The following is a 21,274-nucleotide window of genomic DNA, read 5'->3' as shown; positions in this document are numbered from 1 at the left end:
TTTAAAGGTGCCGCTCGAAGAATGGCAGGACCTCAGCCATCGTCAGTGCTACAGGCTCGGGTTGGTCGTATAAGTCGTAATGAGAGTAGCCCTCTGCCACTAAAATCTGCTTGTCTTTCGACGCCGCACGCCCGTAAATTTCCCAGCCATCCCGATAGGCACCGAAAGCGCCGGGTTTATCACCGATGACCACTAACAGTGGCTGCGTCAGCAGGCTTTCGGCGTTGAGGAATGCATCCCAGCCCATGGCGGCGCTGTTAAACGAAAACAGGCCACTGGTTGCACCGTTCGGCGTTTGACCGCGCGCGGTCTTGTAGTAGTCCGTCGCTTCCAGCACATCCCTGTCGGTGATGCCATTGGCCCGGCCTTCTTCCACCGAAGCTGGTAGGTAGTCAATCACGTGGCGCTCTGCACCCTGCGCTTCGGCGGTGCGCTGCTTGCCCATGGCCTGCAGGGCAGACACGGGATCGAATTCACTAAACCCTTCGCGAATCAGACGTCCAAAGTTCACGCCGGTAATGGAGGTCAGCGCCTTGATGCGGTGATCGGTAATCGCCGCGTGAATGGTGTATCCGCCTCCGCCGCAAACCCCGATGGCGCCGATACGCTCCGGATCCACATACGGCAGTGTTACCAGGTAATCAATCGCAAAGCGGATGTCGGATGTGCGAATCGAGGGGTCCTCGATAAACCGCGGGGAACCTCCGCTTTCGCCCTGAAAGCTGGCGTCAAAAGCAAGAGTTACATAGCCAGCCTCCGCCAATGCCTTCGCATAGATGTTGCCGGAAGTTTGCTCCTTGCAACTTCCGATCGGGTGCGTACAGACGATGGCCGGGTATTGTTTAGTGTCATCAAACTCTGGCGGCAGGTAGAGGTCAGCTGCCGACGGCCATCCCAGGTTCTGATAATTAACGTTTTGTACGTTTACGTTACTCATTTACATTACCTCGAATTTCGAATCGGGGCACACTCAGAATGTGCCCCTGTATTCCAAGGATTAAATTCCGTTACTTCAGCGTGCGCGCGAAAAACGGGGTCAGTACGGATACCGCTTCGTCCACATACTCAGGCACGTCGTACAGTGACATGTGGTTCGCACCTTTCACGACATGCATTGTTTTGTCGCTGCTGGCTGCGCGGGCGATCAGGTCATCACTCATCCATTTGCTACCCGCCTGGTCGCCGGCAACGGTGAGCACCGGTTGTGTCAGGAAGGCCTCCGCCAGGTTGTAGGCGTCATAGGTGATGATCTGGTTCAGGCTGCGGGCGGTCATAAAACCGGGCGCATTCGGGTGCTGGCAACGATCGGTGTGGTAGTACTCCCAGGCCTGGCGCAGCTCTTCATTGGGCGCATCCTCCTCCTTCATTGGGGCCAGAGGCAGGGTGCCCAGTTCATCGCTGTTGGCGTCGCTGGTGCGCGCTTCGGAGCCCGCCACAACATACGGCAGTGCGTCGGCATCCTTGACGCTGTTCTCCCAGCCGTTGCGGAACATCTGGCCGATGTTTACCGCACTCACGGTGGCCAGGGATTTAATGCGACGGTCGGTGATCGCGGCATTGGCGGAGTAGCCGCCGCCAGCACAGACGCCCATGGCGCCGATGCGGTTGTTGTCGACGTATGGCAGCGTGGTCAGGTAGTCGATCACCGCACTGACATCCTCGGTGCGGATGTAGGGGTTCTCCAGCTGACGCGGGGTACCGGTGCTCGCTCCCTGGTAAGAAGCGTCGTAAGCAACCGTGACCAGACCGCTCTCTGCCAGTCGCTCGGCATAGAGGCCCGCGGTCTGCTCCTTAACACCACCACCGGGGTGGGATACCACGACTGCGGCGTACTGCTGGCTTTCATCAAAGTCGGCAGGGAAGTACACGTTGGCGGCGATAGTGACGCCCTGGCCGTTGAGGTTCTTGATGCTGATGCTTTTCATGCTGGAGTGGTTCATGACGGTGCCCTTCATGTTGGTAGCTTCGGTCTCAGTGTTTTTCTGAGCCGTTGTGCTCAGACAGGGAAAATATTAATGGCGGGCCTTATTTGGAAAAGCGTGCTAAAACTTAAATCAGTGTTAAGTACAGGTTAACAATATGGCCGTCGATCCCTCGTTGTACCCATCTCTAGTGTGGTTTGTGCGTATCGCGCATCACAGCAGCATTACTAAGGCCGCGGAGGAGGGGGAGGTATCACGCGCAGCCCTGTCGCAGCACCTGAAATCGCTGGAACAGCAGCTGAATGTGCGGCTGCTGAATCGCAGTACGCGCAGCATGTCGCTAACAGAGGAGGGGCAGCGACTGTTTGACGTTCTTACCCCGGCCATTGAGTCGGTCGACCAGGCAGTCGCTGAGGTGGGGGAGTCGCAGGCTGAGCCATCTGGGGTAATACGGATCAATACGTCGCGGGTGGCTGCCAGGTTATTGCTGGAGCCAAAGATGGAAACCTTCCTGGCGCGCTATCCCAAACTAAAGTTGGAATTGATCCTGGATGATGGCCTTTCCAATATCATTTCCAGTGGCATGGATGCAGGTATTCGCCTGGGGGAAAGTCTCGCTGAGCATATGGTGGCTGTGCCGGTAACACCGCCGATGTCGATGGCGATCGTTGGCTCCCCGGAGTATTTCGCGAAGCACGGCACTCCGGAAACGCCGGATGACTTGCTGCAGCACAACTGCCTCGCCTTTCGTTTTACCTCCAGTGGCATCATCGACCGCTGGGCGTTCACATCGCCTGATGCTGACAAGCGCACTCTGGTGTTCGAGCCGAAGGGTAATGGGGTATTCAATGATGACGAAAGTATGCTGCGCGCAGCGCTTAATGGTGTGGGGGTCGTGCAGCACCTAGATCTGTGCGTGCAGCAGTATCTTGATGATGGGTCGTTGGTGAGGGTGTTGCAGAGCTGGTGTGAGCCTTTTCCGGGATTCTTTTTGTATGTGCCTTCGAGGGCGCAGATGCCGGCGAAGATGCGGGCGTTGATTGATTTTTTGGTTGAGCAGCGGGATGAATTTTTGAGGGTTTAGTGACCGAGTTTTGCTGGTGCTAATTTTGATGATCAACCAATCGAATTACATTTTTTGACTGCAATATCGGTTAAAATAACTATGCCGGTTAACTCTCGGTAACAGGCATAGTTAGATCAGCGGTTTACTGTTTTCTCTCGGTTTTTGGTGGCCAGGTAAAATTTCCTTACATTTGACCTAGGCTCGCGCCTCGTATCACTTGTCCTGCAATCCGGCTGCAACATCGCGGAAGGCGGCTAGTGCTGCTTCCAGGTGTTCAATTATTTCCTGCTGAAGTACATCTGGTGGTGGCAGATCTTCGAGGCTATCCAGGCTGTCATCATTCAGCGGTAAAAAGTCGAGATTGGCCTTGTCGCGGGCTATCAGTTCGTCGTAGCTTAAAAACTTAAAGCGCTCAGTGGCAACTCTCTCATGGCGATTCTCTGGGTTGTAGCAGTTAACGAAATCTTGCAAATCGTTCAGTTTCAGTGTGCGCGTTTTAAGGGTGAAATGCTTGTTAGTGCGGAGGTCATAGAACCAAATTCCCTTGGTATGAACCTGGCCATCTTTGGGCTTTGCATCGAAGAACACCACGTTCGCCTTTACACCTTGTGCGTAAAAAATGCCGGTGGGTAGGCGCAAGATGGTGTGGACGTCGCAGTTCTCCAAAAGCTTACGACGAATTTTTTCACCGGCGCCACCTTCAAATAGGACATTATCCGGTAGCACCACCGCGGCCTTGCCATCCACTTTTAGCATACTGACGATGTGCTGTAAAAAATTGAGCTGCTTGTTCGAGGTGGTTTCCCAGAAGTCCTGCCGTTCGTAGGTGAGAGCCTCTTTGTCTTCCTCGCCATCTTCATTGGTGATGGTCATGCTGCTTTTTTTGCCGAAGGGTGGGTTAGCCAGCACATAATCCACTTTTTGTTTCGGCTCGCTGATGAGTGCATCAGACCGCTCTACCGAAGGCTCACCTTCAAGCTCGCCGATATTATGGAGGAACAGATTCATCAAGCACATACGGCGCGTGTTCGGCACAATTTCATTGCCGTGGAAGGTTTGGTCACGCAAAAACTCTTTTTGCTTCTTGTTGAGCTTAGGTAGATCGCGATTGAGCCAGGATTCGTTATCTTTAAGCCATTCCCCTGTTCCCGAAAGCCATTCATTGGCAATCAGGAAAAAGCCTCCCGTGCCACACGCTGGGTCGGCAATGGTCTTCAGTGGCTGCGGGCGAATACAAGCCACCATGGATTGGATGATGGCGCGTGGCGTGAAATACTGGCCAGCACCGCTTTTGGTGTCTTCGGCGTTCTTTTGCAGCAAGCCTTCGTATAAGTCCCCTTTAGTGTCGGCATCTAAACTGATCCAATTTTCTGCATCAATCAATTGCACCAAGCGCGAAAGTTTGGCCGGGTCCTGGATTTTATTTTGGGCTTTGAAGAATATGGCCCCTAGCATCCCAGGCTCTTGCCCAAGCTTGTGCAAAGTAGCCAGGTAGTGGGCTTCCAATGGCTCACCCACCTTGGCGGTTAAGGTTGGCCAGTTGTACTTTTTAGGGATATGGGTTTCGCGGTTGTACGGCTCTTGCGAGTATTCATGCGCGAGCTTTAAAAACAGCAAATAAGTGAGCTGCTCCAGATAGTCGCCATAGCCAACACCGTCATCGCGCAATGTGTGACAGAAGTTCCAGATTTTCTGAACTAGTGTGCTTGTATTCATAAAAGGGCCTCTACCCAAGTTTTTTCTCTATGTGTGCCGATGGCTGAACGGAAAAAACTTGAGTACTCTTGATCTGATGAAATATATTTTTTTAACTCTTCGCTAACAGCTGCACTTTCTGTATCGCCAACCAAGTTCAATAGTGTGGCCAGAGTCTGCCATCGGCTGCGTTTATCTTCCGGGGTATTCCATTTATTGAACCCGAGAAGCTCAATGGTGTATCGCGCGCGCTGGAATTCCCATGTGTCTGCAATAGCTGCTGGTTTGACTTCTCCATCAATGCCGTGCGCGAGCAATTCGCCATCCTCTTTCACGCAAGGGTCGAGTAATCTGGGTAGCTCCGCGTTTAATGCGCCTGTAGGTATTGCACAACGCTGTGCTTCATTGAGAATGGGGAATTCATTGGCCTTGCCGTGTAGTGTCTCGGTGTCATCTTTTTCTGGCCGATTGCACCTTTGGCATGAAAGCCGAAAATTCCACCATTCATAGGCGAGCCAGTAGTATCCGTTATGTCCTGTCAGCTTTTCGCCATCCACCGTGATGCCCAACTTTGGACGAAAGTGATCGACGTCAAACGGCGCACGCGTGCTCTTCGATTCGCAATACCAGCACTTGTGTCCGCTGGTATTGGAGAGCCATTTTTTGAGTAAGACCCAGCTGCCGCTTTTTTTAATGTAATTTGCACGGTCAGTATGCGTTCCCAAAGTGCTCACCGTCGCAAATCTCGCGGCATAAACCGTAGGCCAGCGTTTAGGAAAATGTGGGGGTAATGGAACTTCGATAAATCTCAAGATTGCTCCTCCTGCAAACTTCGCAGCAGGCTTTGCACTAAGGCATCGAGAGCCATTTGTTTGTTCTCCGGCGTTATGATGGCTCCGTCTACATCGCCATTCGCAGCCAGATCAAATCGAGCACGTAGATACTCTTGCTCCAGCCTATCTCTTGACCCAAAATTGAAATCCAACTTTTCAAGGCGTGTGCGAATTTCAATCAATCGTTCCCGGTCAGCATCGCTTAATTGAGTTTTTTGGGTGGAGAGCTGGTGCAATGCAAGCAGATCTTCATTTGTGGCCTTATCCAGACTGGTGCCCAAGCCAAACATATCACTGGTTACAATGCCAGCGAAGCCCATCCCTTTCGGATCGACTGCCGGGTTTTCTGCCTTCACGGTGCGACTGCCTGCTTCACGATACAGAATCTGAACCTGCTCTTTCACCAGCTCAGCAATAGCCAAGGGGTTATGGGTCGTCAATACGATATGGCCGTTGCCCTGGTCCTCGCTGTTCTGCCCGATAAAGAATTTCAAATAGTGCAAATAGTCCACGCTCCAGCGCGGATTCAAATGGGTATCTGGTTCATCCAGTAAAAACAGGCTTTCATCTTCCGCTGTAAAGTGCAGCAAACCCAATACTGTAAGCAATTGCTGCTCGCCTTCACTTAGCTCCCGGAAAACGACGCTGCCGTCATTTTTTTTCAGTTGAACCCTTATGTGTACGGCTTCGATTAAATCCGATACAAACGTGCTTTCCAAATCACGGAAAAACTCTTTGCTTTGCTGATTACCCACTAGTTCTCTAAGGGATTCAATATCCTTAATGTAAAGATATTTATATTCATTTTTAGTGCTATTTTTGTTCCAAATTGACTTTGGAACTTTTCTCATTATTGTTATGGGCGCTAAGGACACATTCATCAATCGGTCCAGAAAACGTTGTGCCAATCCACGCGAAAACCAAAATCGTTCGTCACCTTCTTTAGAGTTCCATTTTGGTTCGCGCAGCTCAAAAAGAACGGATTCAATTCCAGTCTCGAGGTCGATACCAAGCTCTTCTCGGAAAAAATCTTTTGTTGAGTCTGTTGGGTTAATAAGAAAAGCCAATAGCACAAATTGACTGTGTACTGGCAATGCATAAAAAAGACGTTTGGGTTCCGGGTCTGTCTTTGATCGCACTAGCTTTTGATAATAGTCCTTTAAATAAGGCTCAAAAATATCATACATTCGAGAGCCTTCGCCGGAGTAGTAACTGAAGACATATCGCGGCAAGTATTCACTATCGGACTTCAAGAAGGTGGTGAGCTTGACGGGCTTGCCGCGCAGGACCGATACAGGCGGTTCGCCATCCATAAAAGAAATCAGCGTGCCTTCACCACGAGCTTCGGCATCTGTGGCTACGTGAATCGTCAATGGCTCTTTGTCCCGATCCGGGTCCGCATCAATATAGATATGGCGCAGGCTCTCGCCTGAGCCCATACGATAAGCCAACTGAAAGGCAAACGCGGGTTTACGCTCCTGCGCGATCAGATCCCGGAAGATAATGGCCAGCGCTTCGAGCACGTTGGATTTACCGGTTCCGTTCCAGCCTATCACGACCGTCACCCATTGGTCTTGATCGAAGTCGATGGTGACGTTCTTCAGGTTTTTGAACTGGTGGGTCGGGCTGTCCTTCGCGCTGCCGATGGTGAGTTTATCTAGCCGCATGCTTAACCTGCCAACAGCTTGATACGGTCACCGGTCTTGCGACCTTTTTTATCGGTGATCGCTTCCACGGCCAGACGGCCCTGCTTATCCAATTTACGCAGCTCAGCATAGAGTTCTTCAATGCGCTCGGTCAGCGTGCCGTCGGTCACCCCGCAGCGCCGGAAGGCTTCTTGAGATTCCAGCCAGTCGCCCGCTTCGGCGAGTACGTCGATCAGTTGGTTCACCACGGCGGCGATCTCCTTTCTTTTTTTCGGTTGGCGTTTTTTGGACAGCTTGGCGCGTTCCGCCCGCTCGGCGCGAATGCGCTCTAGCAGCACGCCAGCCAGTTCGTCATTGGGGTCTTGCGGCACCAATTCCCCGGTAAAGGCGGCGCGCAGGATGTTTTGGCGCTGGGCGGTGGATTGTTTGAGGGAGAGATCGATCGATTTCAGTTGGTCTTCAATCGAGGCCTCAGCATCAACTAGTGCTTTTTCAATTTCCCGCTGTTCTTCCATCGCACAGATTGCCAACGGAATCGCTCGAATATGGCCGAGATTCACGCGAGGTCGCCCAATTCCCTTGACGAATTTTAATACGGCATCACGAACAGGTTTTGAGTTAAGTTGCGACATTGCTACATGCGGGATTGCGAGGTCTTTATTCAAACGTACCCTTGCGCAATCAGCTTTTACAATAGCTGGAGACACTCCTGTCGGAATAATGCAGGCCCTCGGAAGTACCTCTCCAAGCATCGCTACGACAAGATCGTCTTTCTCTACTACATGTTTCGCGAGTTGCTCATAGTGATCTTGCGAAATATGGGCTTTTGCATCAATAAATACGCCGTCACCAATGTTTTGTAGTCGAATTACTCGAGGCCCGGTCTCCTGATAATGCGATGACTTAAGATTCGAGCCAAATGGCCCGTCAGTGATGGCTGACTCATCTAGCGAACATTGATCAACAGTCGCCCACACCCAGCCCTCCGGCAGAGGCGGTAAATCGCTGGTATCTGGTTGCACCGGTTGGGGGTATTTCTTTTGCCAGTCTTTGGGCGGCTTTTTGCCTTTTTCTTCGAATTTGGCGAGTTGCTTGGCTTCCCAGCGGCTGCGGCGCTCGGAGAGGATACGTTCCAGCAATTGCGCGCCGGTTTCCGCTGGAGTGTTGTTGGCCCGCCACTCGGCGGTGAGTGCGCCTTCTACAGCAGTCTTCAGCAGCGATTGGCGATATTGCCCCAGCTTTTTTTGCGCGGCCTTGAGTTCGGCTACACCGGCATCGAGGTCGGAGAGTAGTTCTTCGAGTTTGGCGACGATTCGGGTTTGTTGCGCTGGTGTTTCGAAGGTGAAGCTGAATGCAGCTATGTTTTTCGGTCGTACTGCGGGATAGAGTGCACCCTGCACGAGGGCCGACATTTCGTCGACAAAGCGCTGAGATTGAACCAAGCGAAACAAGAACTCTGAGTGCAACCAGCGGGACCTTAGAACATGAAAGCCTGTGGAGCCGATTGCACCGTCAAGCTGTTCGGGAACAAGTGCGACTGCATTCAGATTAGGACGAGTCATTGAAACCAGCACGTCACCAGCACGAAGAAGCTGCTTGGCTCGACTCGGAGCTTGCGATAGTGCCAACGACTTAGGTTCAGTGATCTTTTTGGTTTCTCGGTCAATACTGCTGATATCGACATAAACGAAATCGCTTGCCGGCCCTGTCTGTTCTGCAGGTTCGTCTACTAATTCACCGAGGGTGGCAATCAAGTGCTGATTCAAATCACTCACGCCACCAGCTCTCCATTCATTTCATTCATCAAGTTATCCAAGTCTTTACCAAATAGCCCCCAGGCTTTTTGTAAACCGCCCTTGTCGGCCAGTTCGGCGTAGTCAAAATCATCGCGGTTAATAGAGCACGAGCTGGCGATATGGTCTTTCATTAGGCGTAGCCAGTCGGTTTGTTCGGGCGTAAAGGCCGTGCCGCGCTGGGCGTTGTGACGGAAGATCCAGGCGCGAAAGCGTTTGTCCACTTCCTCGGCAAATGGCTTGAGTTCGCCGTCCATGCCTAAGGCAAAACGCACAAGCGAAACCAAATCGGTAAGTTGGCGTTTTTTATCCGCACCTTTCACGGCACTGGTTTGCACCCGTGCATAGGCGTTCCACAGGCGCTCAGTGGTGAGCATCAGCGGTGGTTTGCTTAGGTGCTCGTGCAATTCTTCGAGCATGTCGAAGGTGAGGTCGCGGCGCTGGTAGGGCTGCTGGTAGAAAAAGCCGAGTGCGGCAATTTCGTCTTTGTGGGCGGCAATGTAATCGGCAAAGCTTTGTATTACTGCCTTGGCCTGCGTTTCGGCCTGCTCGGAAAAGCCCGAGTAGGTGACCTGATCGAGGTTGATATGGTCGATGATCTGCTCGCGCTCTCGGCGGGCGTTTTCGATTTCATCGCGCAGTTCCGGTTTATCAAAGGGTGCACAGGCTGCAGCTACGCGTTCGGCGCGTGCGGCGGCGATTTCTTCGGGCAGCAAGGTGTCTTCACTGCGGGTAATACCTTTGGCTTTTGCCGTGGATAAGGCCGCTTGCACAATGGCGTCGGGGTCGAGCGCGGCAATTAAGGATTTTCCGAGTTCGCCTACCGGAATGCCACCGCTGGCTTGTTCAATACGGGCTTGGGCTTTGTCATCCAGCTGTTTGGCCAGGCGCACCAGCCGGTTAGCGAGCGAGAGCACGGTGTCATCATCGCGGCTGCCCATGGCGACGCCTTGCAGCAGATTTGTCAGTGCTATGCCGGGTTTCTTTTCCAGCGGGCGGCTTTCGGTTTTTAATGATTTTTCCACGCCGACGGCGTCGATCAGCACAAATCGCGTTTTGGCACCGTCGGCACTGTTACTCACGCGCTTGAGACTGTCGCTATCGAGGCTGCGCACGCCGCGGCCTTTCATTTGCTCGTAGTAGCCCTTACTGCGCACATCGCGCATGAACAGCAACACCTCCAGTGGCTTCACATCAGTGCCGGTGGCGATCATGTCCACGGTGACGGCAATGCGCGGGTTGTAATCGTTACGAAAGCTCGAAAGGATGCTGTCGGCATCTTCCTCGGCGCGGTAGGTGACCTTTTTACAGAAGGCATTCCCCTGGCCGTAGACCTCGCGCACCATATTGATGATGTCGTCGGCGTGGCTGTCGGTTTTGGCAAAGATCAGGGTCTTGGGTGTCTCTTTGCGGGCTGGGAATATCTGTGTTTCCACAGCGGCCTTCATGGCCTTAATCACTTGGCGGATTTGGCTGACATTTACGACGGACCTGTCCAACTCTTTACCGCTGTAGGTGGTATCGTCTTCGGTTTCGGCCCAACGCTTTTTTCGGGTGGAACGGTCACGGTGGTCTACCCATTCTTTGGCCTTCAGTGCGGCGCCCTTTTGGGTGATATCGGTTTCAATTTCATACACGTCATAGCCGACGTTAACTCCATCGGCGACGGAGTCTTCGTAGCTATATTCGGCGACGATATTTTCGTTGAAAAAACCGAAGGTGCGTTTGTCGGGCGTGGCGGTAAGGCCGATCAGGCTGGCATCGAAGTAATCGAGAACCTGCTTCCACAGGTTGTAGATGCTGCGGTGGCATTCGTCGATGACGATGAAATCGAAGGTTTCCACGGGCACTGCCGGGTTGTAGCGAACGAACTTTTCCTGCTTGGAGGTTTGCTGTACTTCATTGAGCGAAACGTCTTCTGCAGACTCATCAATCGGTTCGCCACTTAAGATGGAGTACATGCGCTGGATGGTGCTGATGCACACCTGCGAGTGAGGATCGATATTGGGCGAGGCCAGTCGCTGCACGTTGTACAACTCGGTAAATTTGCGACCATCGTCCGGTGGTGTGTAGGCCATGAATTCCTGATGTGCCTGCTTGCCGAGGTTGCGGGTATCGACCAGAAACAGGACGCGCTTGGCGCTGCCGAACTTGAGCAGGCGGTAAACTGAGGTGATGGCGGTAAAGGTCTTACCGGCACCGGTAGCCATGTGCACCAGGGCGCGGGGTTTGTTTAGCGCCAATGATTTTTCCAGGCCGGTCACAGCGCTTATTTGGCAATCGCGCAGGTTGCGTTCGGGGAGCGCAGGCATTTGTTCGGCCAAGCGGCGGCGTAGGGTTTCTCTTTGCGCCAGCCAGGTGGCGAGTGTCTCCGGCTTAAAGAAGTGGAATATTTCACGCGAACGCGGCACCGGGTCAGCACCATCGGTGTAACGGATGATTTGACCGGTGGCCTCAAATAAAAAGCGCAATGGAGTGTTGTCTGAGCGCCATTTGAGTGTGGCGTTGGCGTAGCGTTCGGTCTGATTTTCGGTAACGGTGATGTTTTCACCAGCCGCATCCTTTTTGGCTTCAATCACACCGACAGCCGTTCGATCTACAAAAAGCACGTAATCCGCCGGGCCGGTGTCGGTGGGATATTCACGCACGGCAATACCTCGGCCCGCCCCCAGGTTTAGTTGCTTCATGTCCTGAATGACCCAGCCGGCTTGCTCCAGCTTTTGGTCAATTTGCTGGCGAGCTTTGGTTTCCGGTGTCATGCGTGATTTCCCTTCACTATGAGTAGCTCTATCGCCCATACGCTAGAGATTTTGGTCGATATAACTCTTTGATTTATCGAGCCTCTAGAGGTATATCGCCCACTTTCTATCACCCAGCAATCGCCGATATCGGTCTGTTTGTCCGATAGGTGGTTCATAGGACTGCCCAATAACGTCGCCAGCGTTTGTCACCTTCAAAGCGAACGTCGCCGCGTTCGATCAACTCATCCAATGCGCGCTTAACCTGTTTCGGGTGGATCTCGTTACCAATGCGTCGGTTGATGTCGCTAATCGCGGACTCTGGGTAGCGCTGGAGGTCTTCAAGAACCAGTGCAGCCAAGCGGTGAGGTTCGATGCGCTTGAGTGTGGTTTCTCCAGTGAAATTAAGAGTGCGCAGGAGATTTGGATCAATAAAGTAGCGTGTGGCTTGTGTTCGGCCGGCACTTTGCACTAGATGCCAATCCAGCAGTCGTTTGAGCCACGGCTGTAAGGCTTCGACGGTCGGCAATTCCAGCGCGCTGGCGAGTTCCCGGGCAGTCAGTGCGTCATGTTGTGCCAGCAGGCCTAGCGCAATGCGCTCACGCTGGGTGAGCTGATAGGTTTGATCAGCCTTGGCAATGAAATCGATGATTTCGGGCTTGATGATGCGGCGGCGTACAGTCACCTGCACTCGATCATGGGTTTCGATCAGTTCCGGCGCTGGGCGGCCTTGAGACAGTAGTACTTCGAATATTTTGTCGAAGCCACTACCTTCGCGTTCCATCAATTTTAAATCGTGAAAGAGGCGGGCAAGGTGCTCGTTGCGGCGCACGGTGGTGTGCAGCACGTTTTGTGGTGTGACCCCCAGTGGCAGCGGGCCGGGGTTGACCACTTCCAGTCGGTCCGGGTGCAGGTTCAGAAAGATGTCGCCGCGCTGGGTGTAGGGGCGATGTACAAGAGCATTGACCAGTAGTTCGCGCACCACGATTTCATCAAAGGCGGGCACGTTCTGGCGGTACAGGCCATCGGGCAGTTCGTAGCGCTCACGAAAGTCGGGAACTTCCAGCCAGACAGCCTCGACTAGCTCAATGGGACTGAGTGTGTGGTCGTCCCATACCAGCTTGTTTACTTTCTGGCCGAGGTCGTCGTACTTGATGAACTGAATCACCGGGGCTGTGGTGAGTTGGGCGCGGTGATGTTGGTGGCCTAGGCAGAGAATGCCCAGGTTGGTGAGGGATTGCTCTCGCGTGAATTGATAGTGATCAAGTAGCTCATCATCAGTCTTTTCCTTAACCGATGCCTTAACTCGATCGGAGGCGCGAAGGGCCTGAAGCAGCTTGTCACGCTTTGCCGCATCTACCTCGGTGCGTGGTATATGCAGGGTAGTTTGGGTTTCCCACGGAAGTGCGGAACGTTCATTAGCCAGACGCATTACGTCATCGCCTGTGACCGGCTTGCTTTGATCGGCTATACGCAGGAAATATCGGCCATCTGTGGTAGAAGCTACGGCTATGGCACGTGGAATGCGCAATTCGATGTACTGACCACCATTCGAGGCGGTGACTACATCCGGTAACACGGTAATGTTGACGGTACGCTCAGCCAGCTTGCGCCTAAGAACATCAGGCAGCTCAGTTGGGATCTTTTGTTCGGCTGGCGGCGCATCCTGGCCGTCCTCAATGCCCAGCAGCAAGCGACCGCCGGTTGCATTGGCGAACGCAATACAATCTTTGGCGATTTCATTCCAGTCTGCCGTTTTGCCCGTTACCGCTCGCAATGACTTTTTGTCGAGGAGTTGTCCTTCCTGGCTCACGCGCTCTATTTCCTACAGTGCATTATTTGGGTTTGGGACCATTTTCCGGTTCGTCATCGGCGCCGCCTTCGCGAACCCATTCGTCCACTTCTGACAGCTGGAATTTCCACAGCCTACCGATTTTGTGCGCGGGCAGCCCCTTGCGTTCGCGCCAGCGGTAAATGGTGTCCTTCACTACGCCCAGGTGTTGGGCGACTTGCTCGGCAGTAACCCACGGTTCAGCAGTCATGGCAATTGCATCCAGCTTAAAGCCCTAAAGTCGTCTTAAGTCGTCAGCAGTCTAACGAAAAGTTGCTTTTGCAGCCAGTATTGGGGCTTGATCCTTGGGCGTGGAATTTGTTGGGAGCTGTGCTGGGAAATTGGTGTTATGCAAATGGTGGGAGTAGCAAGATTTTCGTGTTCTGCGAGTCCGTATGGCGGGAGTGATTCGGTGCTTTGCACCTCACCCCTTCGGGGCAGCCTTCGGCTGTCTTAACGCGCTTTGCGCGTTGATCGAACCCGGCGCTGTTGCATTCCACTCGCGACAGCTCTTCCAAATTAAAAAGGCCCGTTACCTTGCGGTAACGGGCCTTTTTAATTTGGTGGAGATGGCGGGAGTCGAACCCGCGTCCGTCAGCACTCTGCCAAGAGCTCTACATGCTTAGTTCCGCCTATTGATTTAACTCTCTACAGCCCAGCGGGCAGGACGTGGAGAGCGAACCTGAATAAGTTTTAGGCCATCCGCGTCAGGCGCGCTTCAGGACGATCCAGTTCTATATGACAGCCAGCAGCGCGGTACTGGAACCTTGCTGAAGGCCGCTAAGGGCGAACCCTTAGAAGTGCTTTACGGGCTGCTTACGCAGCCAGTTGGGCACCGTAGTTGTCGTCGTTGGCAACTAATAAAATGCAGCTTTGGATTTACGTGATTCGCTACCCTCACGGCATGCACCCATGGTTTCGCAACCAACGTCGAATCCAAGTCATCCCCGGAATCTACGCAGTGAACAGGCTTTGTCCACTGGTCAGTTCGAAACGCATTTGCGTGGCCGGGAGTATACCTGAAGGTCACGGGCCACCATAGGGCGGCGGATAAATTTTGTGACCATCTGGTGTCCTGTCGGTTACTCCCGTTCAAACAGGGCAATGGACTCCACATGGGTAGTGTGGGGAAACATGTCCATTACACCCGCCTTAGTTAGACGGTAGCCCCGCTGCAGAAGTTCCGCGGTATCCCGGGCCAGGGTCGCGGGGTTGCAGGAGACGTAGACGACACGGCGGGCACCGAAGTGCGCGATGTTACGTACCACTTCCAGCGCGCCGGTGCGGGGCGGGTCCAGCAGGATTTTGTCGAAACCGCCTCTTGCCCAGGGGCTGGTGGAAAAGTCATCGGTCAGATCGGCGGCCTGGAATTGCACATTGTCGAGCTGGTTGTGCTCGGCATTTTCACGGCCGCGGCGGGTGAGGTCGAGGGCGCCCTCAACGCCCACCACTTCGGCGGCGCGTTTGGCCAGCGGCAAGGTGAAGTTGCCCAGGCCGCAGAACAGGTCGAGCACACGCTCGTTCGGCTGCGGGTCTAATAGTTCGATCGCGCGGTGCACCATCTGGCGGTTGATGGCGAAGTTCACCTGCACGAAGTCCTGGGGATGGAAGTGCAGGGTCAGGTCGAATTCCGGCAGGGTGTAGCTGAGCCTTTCCTCGCCGTCTGCGGGCCAGATTTTGTGCGGGGTGTTTTCCGCCTGCAGGTACAGGTGCCAGCCGCGCGGTTGTACGAAGTCGAGCCACAGCTGGATATCGCCTTCCGGCAATGGCTTCAGGTGACGCACCACCAGTGCAATGTTCTCTTCGCCCGCAGCCACTTCGATATGCGAGATGTGGCGGCCTTCGCGGCACTGGTCGATTAGCTGGTGCAGTTGCGACAACTGGCTGGAAAAGGATTCCGGCATTACCAGGCATTCGCGAATGTCGGTGAGGTTGTTGGAACGTTTTTCGCGGAACCCCAATACCAGTTTCGGTTTGTTGCCTGCGCCTTTCGTATGCGCTTCTTTGACATAGCGTACCCCGAGGCGGGCCTTGCTGCGGTAGCCGGCAATCTCGGCGGTGAGTGGCGGCAACACCTGATCCGGGCTGACTTTGGCAAAGCGTTGCAGTTGATCCAGCAGGATCTTTTCCTTGGCGGCTATCTGGGCCTCCGGCTGCATATGCTGGAGTGCGCAGCCGCCGCACAATTCGAAATGGGGGCAGGGTGGTGCCTGGCGTTCCGGCGCAGCGTCTTCCACCTCGATGGCGACCGCTTCATCAAATTTTGCCCGTTGCGCCAGGTAGCGGATCTTGACGGTCTCACCGGGCAGGGCGTTATCCACAAACAGGGTTTTGCCGTCCAGGCGTGCGATGCCACGCACCTCGTGGCTGAGGGCGTCGATGGTTACGGTTGGCGTGCTGCTGGAGGGCTTGGCCGGGCGCTTGGACGGGGCACGGCTTGGAGAGCTGGTTCGGGCCTTGTTACGGGGGAATGGCGGGCGTCTGGATGGCATCGTGGCTAGGGCTTCCGGGGCGGGCTTCTGGTTGATCGAGGAATTCGCGAGTCGCGAGGGCGCCAATGATAGTCCGCAGCGCACAGAAATGCGCGTTTATGGTCGGGATAGGCGGTGAAAGAGGGTAGGTGAAAGGCGGGAAAAAGGAGGGCGGAGCAAAGAGGCCGCGGTATTGCCGCGGCCTCAGCAGAAAGTGCTCAGATAATGGTTTGTACGAAGGCGGCCAGGATCAGCAGCGGGCAGGCGATGCGCACATACCAGGGCCAGATCTTCCAGAACAGGGTCTTCTCGATATCCGGGTGACCTTCTTTCAGCTCGCTCAACAGCTGGTCTTTACGGAAGATCCAGCCGGCAAAGACGCACAGGACCACGCCGAGCAACGGCTGTCCGTATTCGGTGCTGATGGAGACCACGAGCCCGAACAGGGTGTCGAAGTTGAAGATGATCACGCTGCTGATGGCGAAGATCACCAGCCCCATCAGCAGGGTGGCGGGGCGGCGTTTCAGGCCCAGGTTTTCAATGGAGAAGGCCACCGGTACTTCCAGCATGGAAATGGAGGAGGTGAGGGAGGCGATGACCATCAGGGCGAAGAAGGCGATGGCCACGAACAGGCCGCTGGTACCCATGGTGTCGAACAGAGCGGGCAGTACCTGCAGGATCAGGCCGGGGCCGGCAATCAGGTCGCCACTGGCGGAGAAAATCTGGGTACCCGCTTCCTGCGCCACGTACATGGCCGGCAGGATCAGCAGGCCGGCGGTGAAGGCGATGCCCACATCGATCAGGGTCACCAGCGCGCCCAGGCGCGGCAGGCTTTCCTGTTTGCTGAGGTAGGAGCCGTAAATCAGCATGGTACCTACACCGAGGGAGAGGGAGAAGAACGCCTGGCCCATGGCGGACAGCAGCAGCTGCGGGGAGAGCTTACTGAAATCCGGAATCAGGTAGGCTTCAAGGCCTTTGATGGCACCTGGCTGGGTCAGTACGTAGGCAATCAGCATCAACAGCAGGATGATCAGCGTCGGCATCAGCAGGGTAGACCAGCGCTCGATCCCCTTTTCCACACCGCTGGCAATGATCAGCATGGTGAGGCCACTGAAGATGGCGGTAAAAGTGAAGTTGCGAGAGGTGCTGTCACCGGTGAGCCATGCCGCGGTCTCCTCGGCACCAAACAGCTCGGCAAAGGGATCTGCCAGATGGGCGACCATCCAGCCGGCGACAATGGCGTAGAAACTGAGAATCAGGGAAGCGACCACAATGCCGGAAAAACCCGCGATGGTACCGACGCCCTTACTGATCGGACCGGTGGAAATACCGCGTAGCGCCTGCACCATGTTCCGGCGTGCGTGGCGGCCCAGGGTCAGCTCCGCCATCAGCACCGGGTAAGCCAGCAGGAACGCCATGATCAGGTAGAACACTACAAAGGCGGCGCCACCATTGGCGGCCACATTGGTCGGGAAACCCCAGATGTTGCCGAGGCCCACCGCCGAGCCGGCGGCGGCCATCAGGAAGCCGAGGTTGGAAGTGAACTGTCCTCGCGGTGCACTCATGGTAAATCCTGTAATTATTCTTTTGCTGAGTTGAGATTTGGTCTTGGTGGCAAATTGGGTGTTAGCGGTTGTCGCTGCGCATCAGGCGCTGCTTCTGCCGGTTCCATTCCCGCTCTTTCTCGGTATCACGCTTGTCGTGTGCGGCCTTACCTTTGGCCAGCGCGATCTCGCACTTGATCAGGTGTTGTTTCCAGTAGAGCGCGGTGCAAACGCAGGCGTAGCCCTTCTGGTTGACCGCTGCCACCAGCTTGGCAATCTCGCGCTTGTTCAACAGCAGGCGGCGGGTGCGGTCCGGTTCGGTGACAAAGTGGGTGGAGGCGCTGGCCAGGGGCTGGACACGGGAGCCCAGCAGCCACGCCTGGCCATCTTTGAACAGGACGTAACTGTCGGTGAGCTGGGCCTTGCCTTCGCGGCAGGATTTGACTTCCCAGCCCTGCAACTCCAGGCCAGCCTCAAACTTTTCCTCAATGAAATAGTCGTGCTTGGCCTTCTTGTTGAGGGCGATGGTGTTGGAAGCCGGGGCTTTCTTCTTTTTTGCCATGAATACTACTTAAGTGCCTGTGACAGGCGGGTGTCCAAATATTGTCTAAATGAAGCTGGTTCCGAAGAACTTCAGCGCAACCGTGTTGATAAAGATCAACAGCAGGATTGCCGGGATAAAGGTGCCGAGGGCGAAGTTAACGTACTTCTGCGACAGGGTGCCGGCAAAGCCACTGTCGCCTTCCTGGAGTTCGGCATCCAAATTGGCCCGCTTCCACTTGTAGATCACGAAGATACACACCAGCAGGCCATTCAGGGGCAGGATGGTATCGTAAAAAATGATTTCTACCAGATCGAAGAAGGATTTGTCGCTGCCGGCGAGGCTGATCAGCTGGGTCAGCCAGTCTGCCATACCGAAGGACATGGCGCAGGCGACCGCCAGAATAAACTGAATTGCGGCCACGGTGTAGATGGCCTTCTTGCGGCTCATGCCGCGCTCGTCCCGCAGGGTGGCGATGGGGACCTCGATGATGGAGACCAAAGAGGTAAGCGCCGCCACGAACACCAGGAAGAAGAAGATGGCTGCCACCGCGCTGGCGCCGAAGTAGCCGATGCCGTCTTGCAGTGACAGGAAGATCTTCGGCAGGAACAGGAAGATCATGCCGGCAGAGGAGTCGCTGAGGGTGGACGGGTCTATCTGCGGGTTGAAGTGGAAAATACTCGGCAGAATCAGCAGGCCAGCGGTGAAGGCCACCAGGGTATCGGTCAGGGCCACGGCTTTGGCGGAACCGGGAATCGAATCCCGCTTCTTCATATAGGAGCCGTAGGTGATCATGATGCCCATGCCCAGGGAGAGGGAGAAGAAGGCCTGGGCCATGGCCTTGCTTACCACTTCAGCGCTGATTTTGGAGAAGTCCGGGATCAGGTAGTACTTGAGTCCCAGCACGGCGTTTTCCCGCGTAAGGACGAACAGTACCAGGCCGACGAGCATCACAAACAGCATCGGCATCAGGGTTTTGGCCGCGCGCTCGATACCGTCTTTCACGCCCAGAGACAGCACGCCGTTGATCATCAGCATCAGCACGATCAGGTAGAGGAAGACCGCTTTGGAATTGATGAACTCGCCGAAATAGGCTTCGGTGGTGAGGGAGATCAGGTTGCCCTTGAAGATTTCCACCAGGTAGCCGAGTACCCAGACGGTGACCACCATGTAAAACACCGCGATCATAAATGGGGTAAACAGGGCCAGCCATCCGGGGATGCGCCAGAGTTTCGAGCCGCCAGAAAGCTGGCGGTAGGCACCCACCGGGTCTTTATTGGTTTTGCGGCCGAGGGCCAGTTCCGCCATCATCACCGGCAAGCAGATGAGGAATACGAAGAGCGCGTACACCAGCAGGAAGGCACCACCACCACTTTTAGTGGCGGCTACCGGGAAAGACACCAGGTTGCCGATGCCGACCGCGGAGCCGGCGGCTGCCAGGATAAAACCGATACGGGAGCCGAAATGTTCTCGGGTTGCAGACATAGTTTTCTCGCTTGCCTTTTATTCTTGTCGTCTGAATGATGGCGACCCTTGCAGTCCGAGATTGACGGTAACAAGGGCCCGGCCCGGAAATGTGCGGGCGCATTTGGTAACAGATTGTTGCAGGATTTATCCGCCTTGAGTAGCGTCGCGGGCAAAATCGGCCCGTGAAACACAGGATAGGCAATAAAACTGCCTGTACCGGGCAGGGTTTAGGCAATGATCCCGTTTTGAACCCGTTAAGCAGTAATGGCAAAAGTGGAACAATGACAAAAATTGAACGCAGCGCACTGGTGATGTTCAGTGCCGAGCAGATGTTTGACCTGGTGAATGACGTCGCCAGTTATCCACAGTTTTTGCCCGGCTGCCGCGGTGCGGAAATCCTGCACCGGGATGGAGAGACCCTGGAGGCGCGGCTGGATCTTAGCCGCGCGGGTATCAGCCAGAGCTTTGTCACCCGCAATCGCCTGCAGCGACCGGAAAAAATGGAGCTGGTGCTGGTGGACGGCCCCTTCAGTGAATTCAATGGCTGCTGGACCTTTACCCCACTTGCGGAAAATGCCTGCAAAGTGGCGTTTACCCTGGAGTTCCGTGCGCAGAATCGTTTGCTGGGGGCGGCGGCGGGCAAGCTGTTCAGCGGAATCGCCAATCAGATGGTGGATGCCATGTGTGAGCGCGCGAAACAGATTTATGGAGAGAGTTGATGAGCGGCCAGAAAACTATCGCAGTGGAAGTGGTTTATGCACTGCCCCATGAACAGCGTTTGATGAGCCTGCTGGTGCCGCCCGGTACCACTGCGTTACAGGCGCTGGAGTTGTCCGGCATTCCCCGGGAGTATCCGGAAGTGCAGCCGGCAACGGCGAAGCTGGGGATTTTTGGTCAGGCCCTGGGCACCAAGGGGTTGGCGGTGGCGGCGGAATATGTACTGCAGCCGGGGGACAGGGTGGAGGTCTATCGGCCACTCATTGCGGACCCCAAAGAGGCCCGCAAGCAGCGCGCGGAAAAGGCAAAGCGGCAAGCGCAGGGCGAATAACCGGGTTGGTGGCTACCCGCGCGGTGGCGGGCCTGGATCAGGGCCAGCCGGCGGGCTGCCAGTCGCCGCTGGTTGCGATCAACAGATCGCCATTGAAGTAAACCGAGAAACGCTTCTGGGTCTCTTCCCCTTTGGGGGAGCGGACGCGGTTGATGTAATCCCAGCGGTTGGGATTGAAGGTGTCTTCCAGCAGCGAGGTGCCGAGCACGAAGCGCACCTGGCGACGAGTCATGCCGGGTTTCAGCTGATCCACCATTTCCTGGGTGATGATATTGCCCTGCTGCACCTGGATACGGTGTACACCGGGAAACTTGAACAGGCTGCAGGCGGTGGCCAGGCTGCACAGCCCGGCAATGATCAGAATTCGTACAACTGATGGCATTGAATGCTCCATCTGAATTTTTATTAGGTCCGTATTTGGTAGCGGTACCGTTTCGGTGCCGGTTCGGCATCCGGGTTGGGTAGGGGCCTAAACCGGGATCGTACCCGGGTTGAATCACCACACCGATCGACAGAATAGTCGCTATTTTGCCGATAAAGTTCCCAAAGGCGTTTCGCCACCTCCCTATTTTCCGCAAGGCAAACCCAGAAAGTGAACAGTCACTTACCGGCTGTGCTCTGCGGTGCAGGCGCAAGGCCATCTATCAGACCGATTGCCCCCTTGGGGTTCCGCTACCTT

Annotated in this window: 17 protein-coding genes and 1 other RNA gene; 3 read left to right on the top strand and 15 right to left on the bottom strand. The window is 54.9% G+C overall.

The window, feature by feature from the left end:
* Position 1: 1 nt before the first annotated feature.
* Both M0G74_RS02805 and M0G74_RS02800 read right to left on the bottom strand, forming a co-directional pair.
* Positions 2-937, bottom strand: a complete 936-nt coding sequence (locus M0G74_RS02805) for an alpha/beta hydrolase (RefSeq protein WP_248214079.1) — start codon at positions 935-937, stop codon at positions 2-4.
* A gap of 70 nt (positions 938-1,007) precedes the next feature.
* Complete coding sequence (locus M0G74_RS02800; RefSeq protein ID WP_248214077.1) at positions 1,008-1,940, bottom strand: alpha/beta hydrolase; 933 nt, start codon at positions 1,938-1,940, stop codon at positions 1,008-1,010.
* A gap of 139 nt (positions 1,941-2,079) precedes the next feature.
* On the opposite strand from M0G74_RS02800, the gene M0G74_RS02795 reads away from it, so the two are divergent.
* Positions 2,080-3,006, top strand: coding sequence for a LysR family transcriptional regulator (locus tag M0G74_RS02795; RefSeq protein ID WP_248214065.1), 927 nt, complete (start codon positions 2,080-2,082; stop codon positions 3,004-3,006).
* A 195-nt stretch (positions 3,007-3,201) separates the two neighbouring features.
* Here the strand turns inward: M0G74_RS02795 and M0G74_RS02790 are convergent, their stop codons facing one another.
* The 12 genes from M0G74_RS02790 to M0G74_RS02735 form a co-directional block, all read right to left on the bottom strand.
* Positions 3,202-4,704 carry a class I SAM-dependent DNA methyltransferase gene (locus tag M0G74_RS02790; protein WP_248214061.1) on the bottom strand — a complete coding sequence of 501 codons (1,503 nt, stop codon included), beginning with the start codon at positions 4,702-4,704 and terminating at the stop codon, positions 3,202-3,204.
* On the bottom strand, positions 4,701-5,495 hold the full coding sequence (locus tag M0G74_RS02785; protein WP_248214058.1) for a hypothetical protein: 795 nt from the start codon (positions 5,493-5,495) through the stop codon (positions 4,701-4,703). The genes M0G74_RS02790 and M0G74_RS02785 overlap by 4 nt, the downstream gene beginning before the upstream one ends.
* Positions 5,492-7,183 carry an ATP-binding protein gene (locus M0G74_RS02780; protein ID WP_248214056.1) on the bottom strand — a complete coding sequence of 564 codons (1,692 nt, stop codon included), beginning with the start codon at positions 7,181-7,183 and terminating at the stop codon, positions 5,492-5,494. Before M0G74_RS02780 ends, M0G74_RS02785 begins: the two co-directional genes overlap by 4 nt.
* A gap of 2 nt (positions 7,184-7,185) precedes the next feature.
* Positions 7,186-8,937, bottom strand: a complete 1,752-nt coding sequence (locus M0G74_RS02775) for a hypothetical protein (RefSeq protein ID WP_248214053.1) — start codon at positions 8,935-8,937, stop codon at positions 7,186-7,188.
* The gene (locus M0G74_RS02770) at positions 8,934-11,714 is read right to left on the bottom strand and encodes a type I restriction-modification enzyme R subunit C-terminal domain-containing protein (RefSeq protein WP_248214051.1); all 2,781 of its coding nucleotides are present in this window, start codon (positions 11,712-11,714) and stop codon (positions 8,934-8,936) included. The genes M0G74_RS02775 and M0G74_RS02770 overlap by 4 nt, the downstream gene beginning before the upstream one ends.
* A gap of 154 nt (positions 11,715-11,868) precedes the next feature.
* The gene (locus M0G74_RS02765) at positions 11,869-13,506 is read right to left on the bottom strand and encodes an ATP-binding protein (RefSeq protein WP_248214049.1); all 1,638 of its coding nucleotides are present in this window, start codon (positions 13,504-13,506) and stop codon (positions 11,869-11,871) included.
* A 22-nt stretch (positions 13,507-13,528) separates the two neighbouring features.
* Positions 13,529-13,750 (bottom strand): helix-turn-helix domain-containing protein, encoded by a 222-nt coding sequence (locus M0G74_RS02760; RefSeq protein ID WP_282450000.1) that lies wholly within the window; start codon positions 13,748-13,750, stop codon positions 13,529-13,531.
* Between the two features lie 335 nt (positions 13,751-14,085).
* Positions 14,086-14,473: a transfer-messenger RNA gene (ssrA, locus tag M0G74_RS02755) on the bottom strand.
* A 133-nt stretch (positions 14,474-14,606) separates the two neighbouring features.
* Complete coding sequence (gene rlmD / locus M0G74_RS02750; RefSeq protein WP_248214044.1) at positions 14,607-16,016, bottom strand: 23S rRNA (uracil(1939)-C(5))-methyltransferase RlmD; 1,410 nt, start codon at positions 16,014-16,016, stop codon at positions 14,607-14,609.
* Positions 16,017-16,213: 197 nt separating this feature from the next.
* On the bottom strand, positions 16,214-17,560 hold the full coding sequence (locus tag M0G74_RS02745; protein ID WP_248214022.1) for a sodium-dependent transporter: 1,347 nt from the start codon (positions 17,558-17,560) through the stop codon (positions 16,214-16,216).
* Positions 17,561-17,621: 61 nt separating this feature from the next.
* Positions 17,622-18,101 (bottom strand): SsrA-binding protein SmpB, encoded by a 480-nt coding sequence (gene smpB / locus M0G74_RS02740; protein ID WP_160152569.1) that lies wholly within the window; start codon positions 18,099-18,101, stop codon positions 17,622-17,624.
* 45 nt (positions 18,102-18,146) lie between these two features.
* A complete protein-coding gene (locus M0G74_RS02735) occupies positions 18,147-19,565 on the bottom strand; it encodes a sodium-dependent transporter (RefSeq protein WP_248214021.1) in 1,419 nt (472 codons plus the stop codon).
* Positions 19,566-19,828: 263 nt separating this feature from the next.
* On the opposite strand from M0G74_RS02735, the gene M0G74_RS02730 reads away from it, so the two are divergent.
* Together M0G74_RS02730 and M0G74_RS02725 are read left to right on the top strand one after the other, a co-directional pair.
* Positions 19,829-20,266, top strand: a complete 438-nt coding sequence (locus tag M0G74_RS02730; protein ID WP_248214017.1) for a type II toxin-antitoxin system RatA family toxin — start codon at positions 19,829-19,831, stop codon at positions 20,264-20,266.
* On the top strand, positions 20,266-20,595 hold the full coding sequence (locus M0G74_RS02725; protein WP_248214014.1) for an RnfH family protein: 330 nt from the start codon (positions 20,266-20,268) through the stop codon (positions 20,593-20,595). The genes M0G74_RS02730 and M0G74_RS02725 overlap by 1 nt, the downstream gene beginning before the upstream one ends.
* Before the next feature lie 37 nt (positions 20,596-20,632).
* Here M0G74_RS02725 and M0G74_RS02720 read toward each other — a convergent pair whose 3' ends face one another.
* A complete protein-coding gene (locus tag M0G74_RS02720) occupies positions 20,633-20,977 on the bottom strand; it encodes an outer membrane protein assembly factor BamE (RefSeq protein ID WP_160152573.1) in 345 nt (114 codons plus the stop codon).
* Positions 20,978-21,274: the final 297 nt, after the last annotated feature.

Source organism: Microbulbifer sp. CAU 1566 (assembly GCF_023156515.1).
Classification (GTDB): Bacteria; Pseudomonadota; Gammaproteobacteria; order Pseudomonadales; family Cellvibrionaceae; genus Microbulbifer.
The sequence above is the reverse complement of the archived record's forward strand: the minus strand, read 5'-3'. Positions and strand labels throughout refer to the sequence as shown.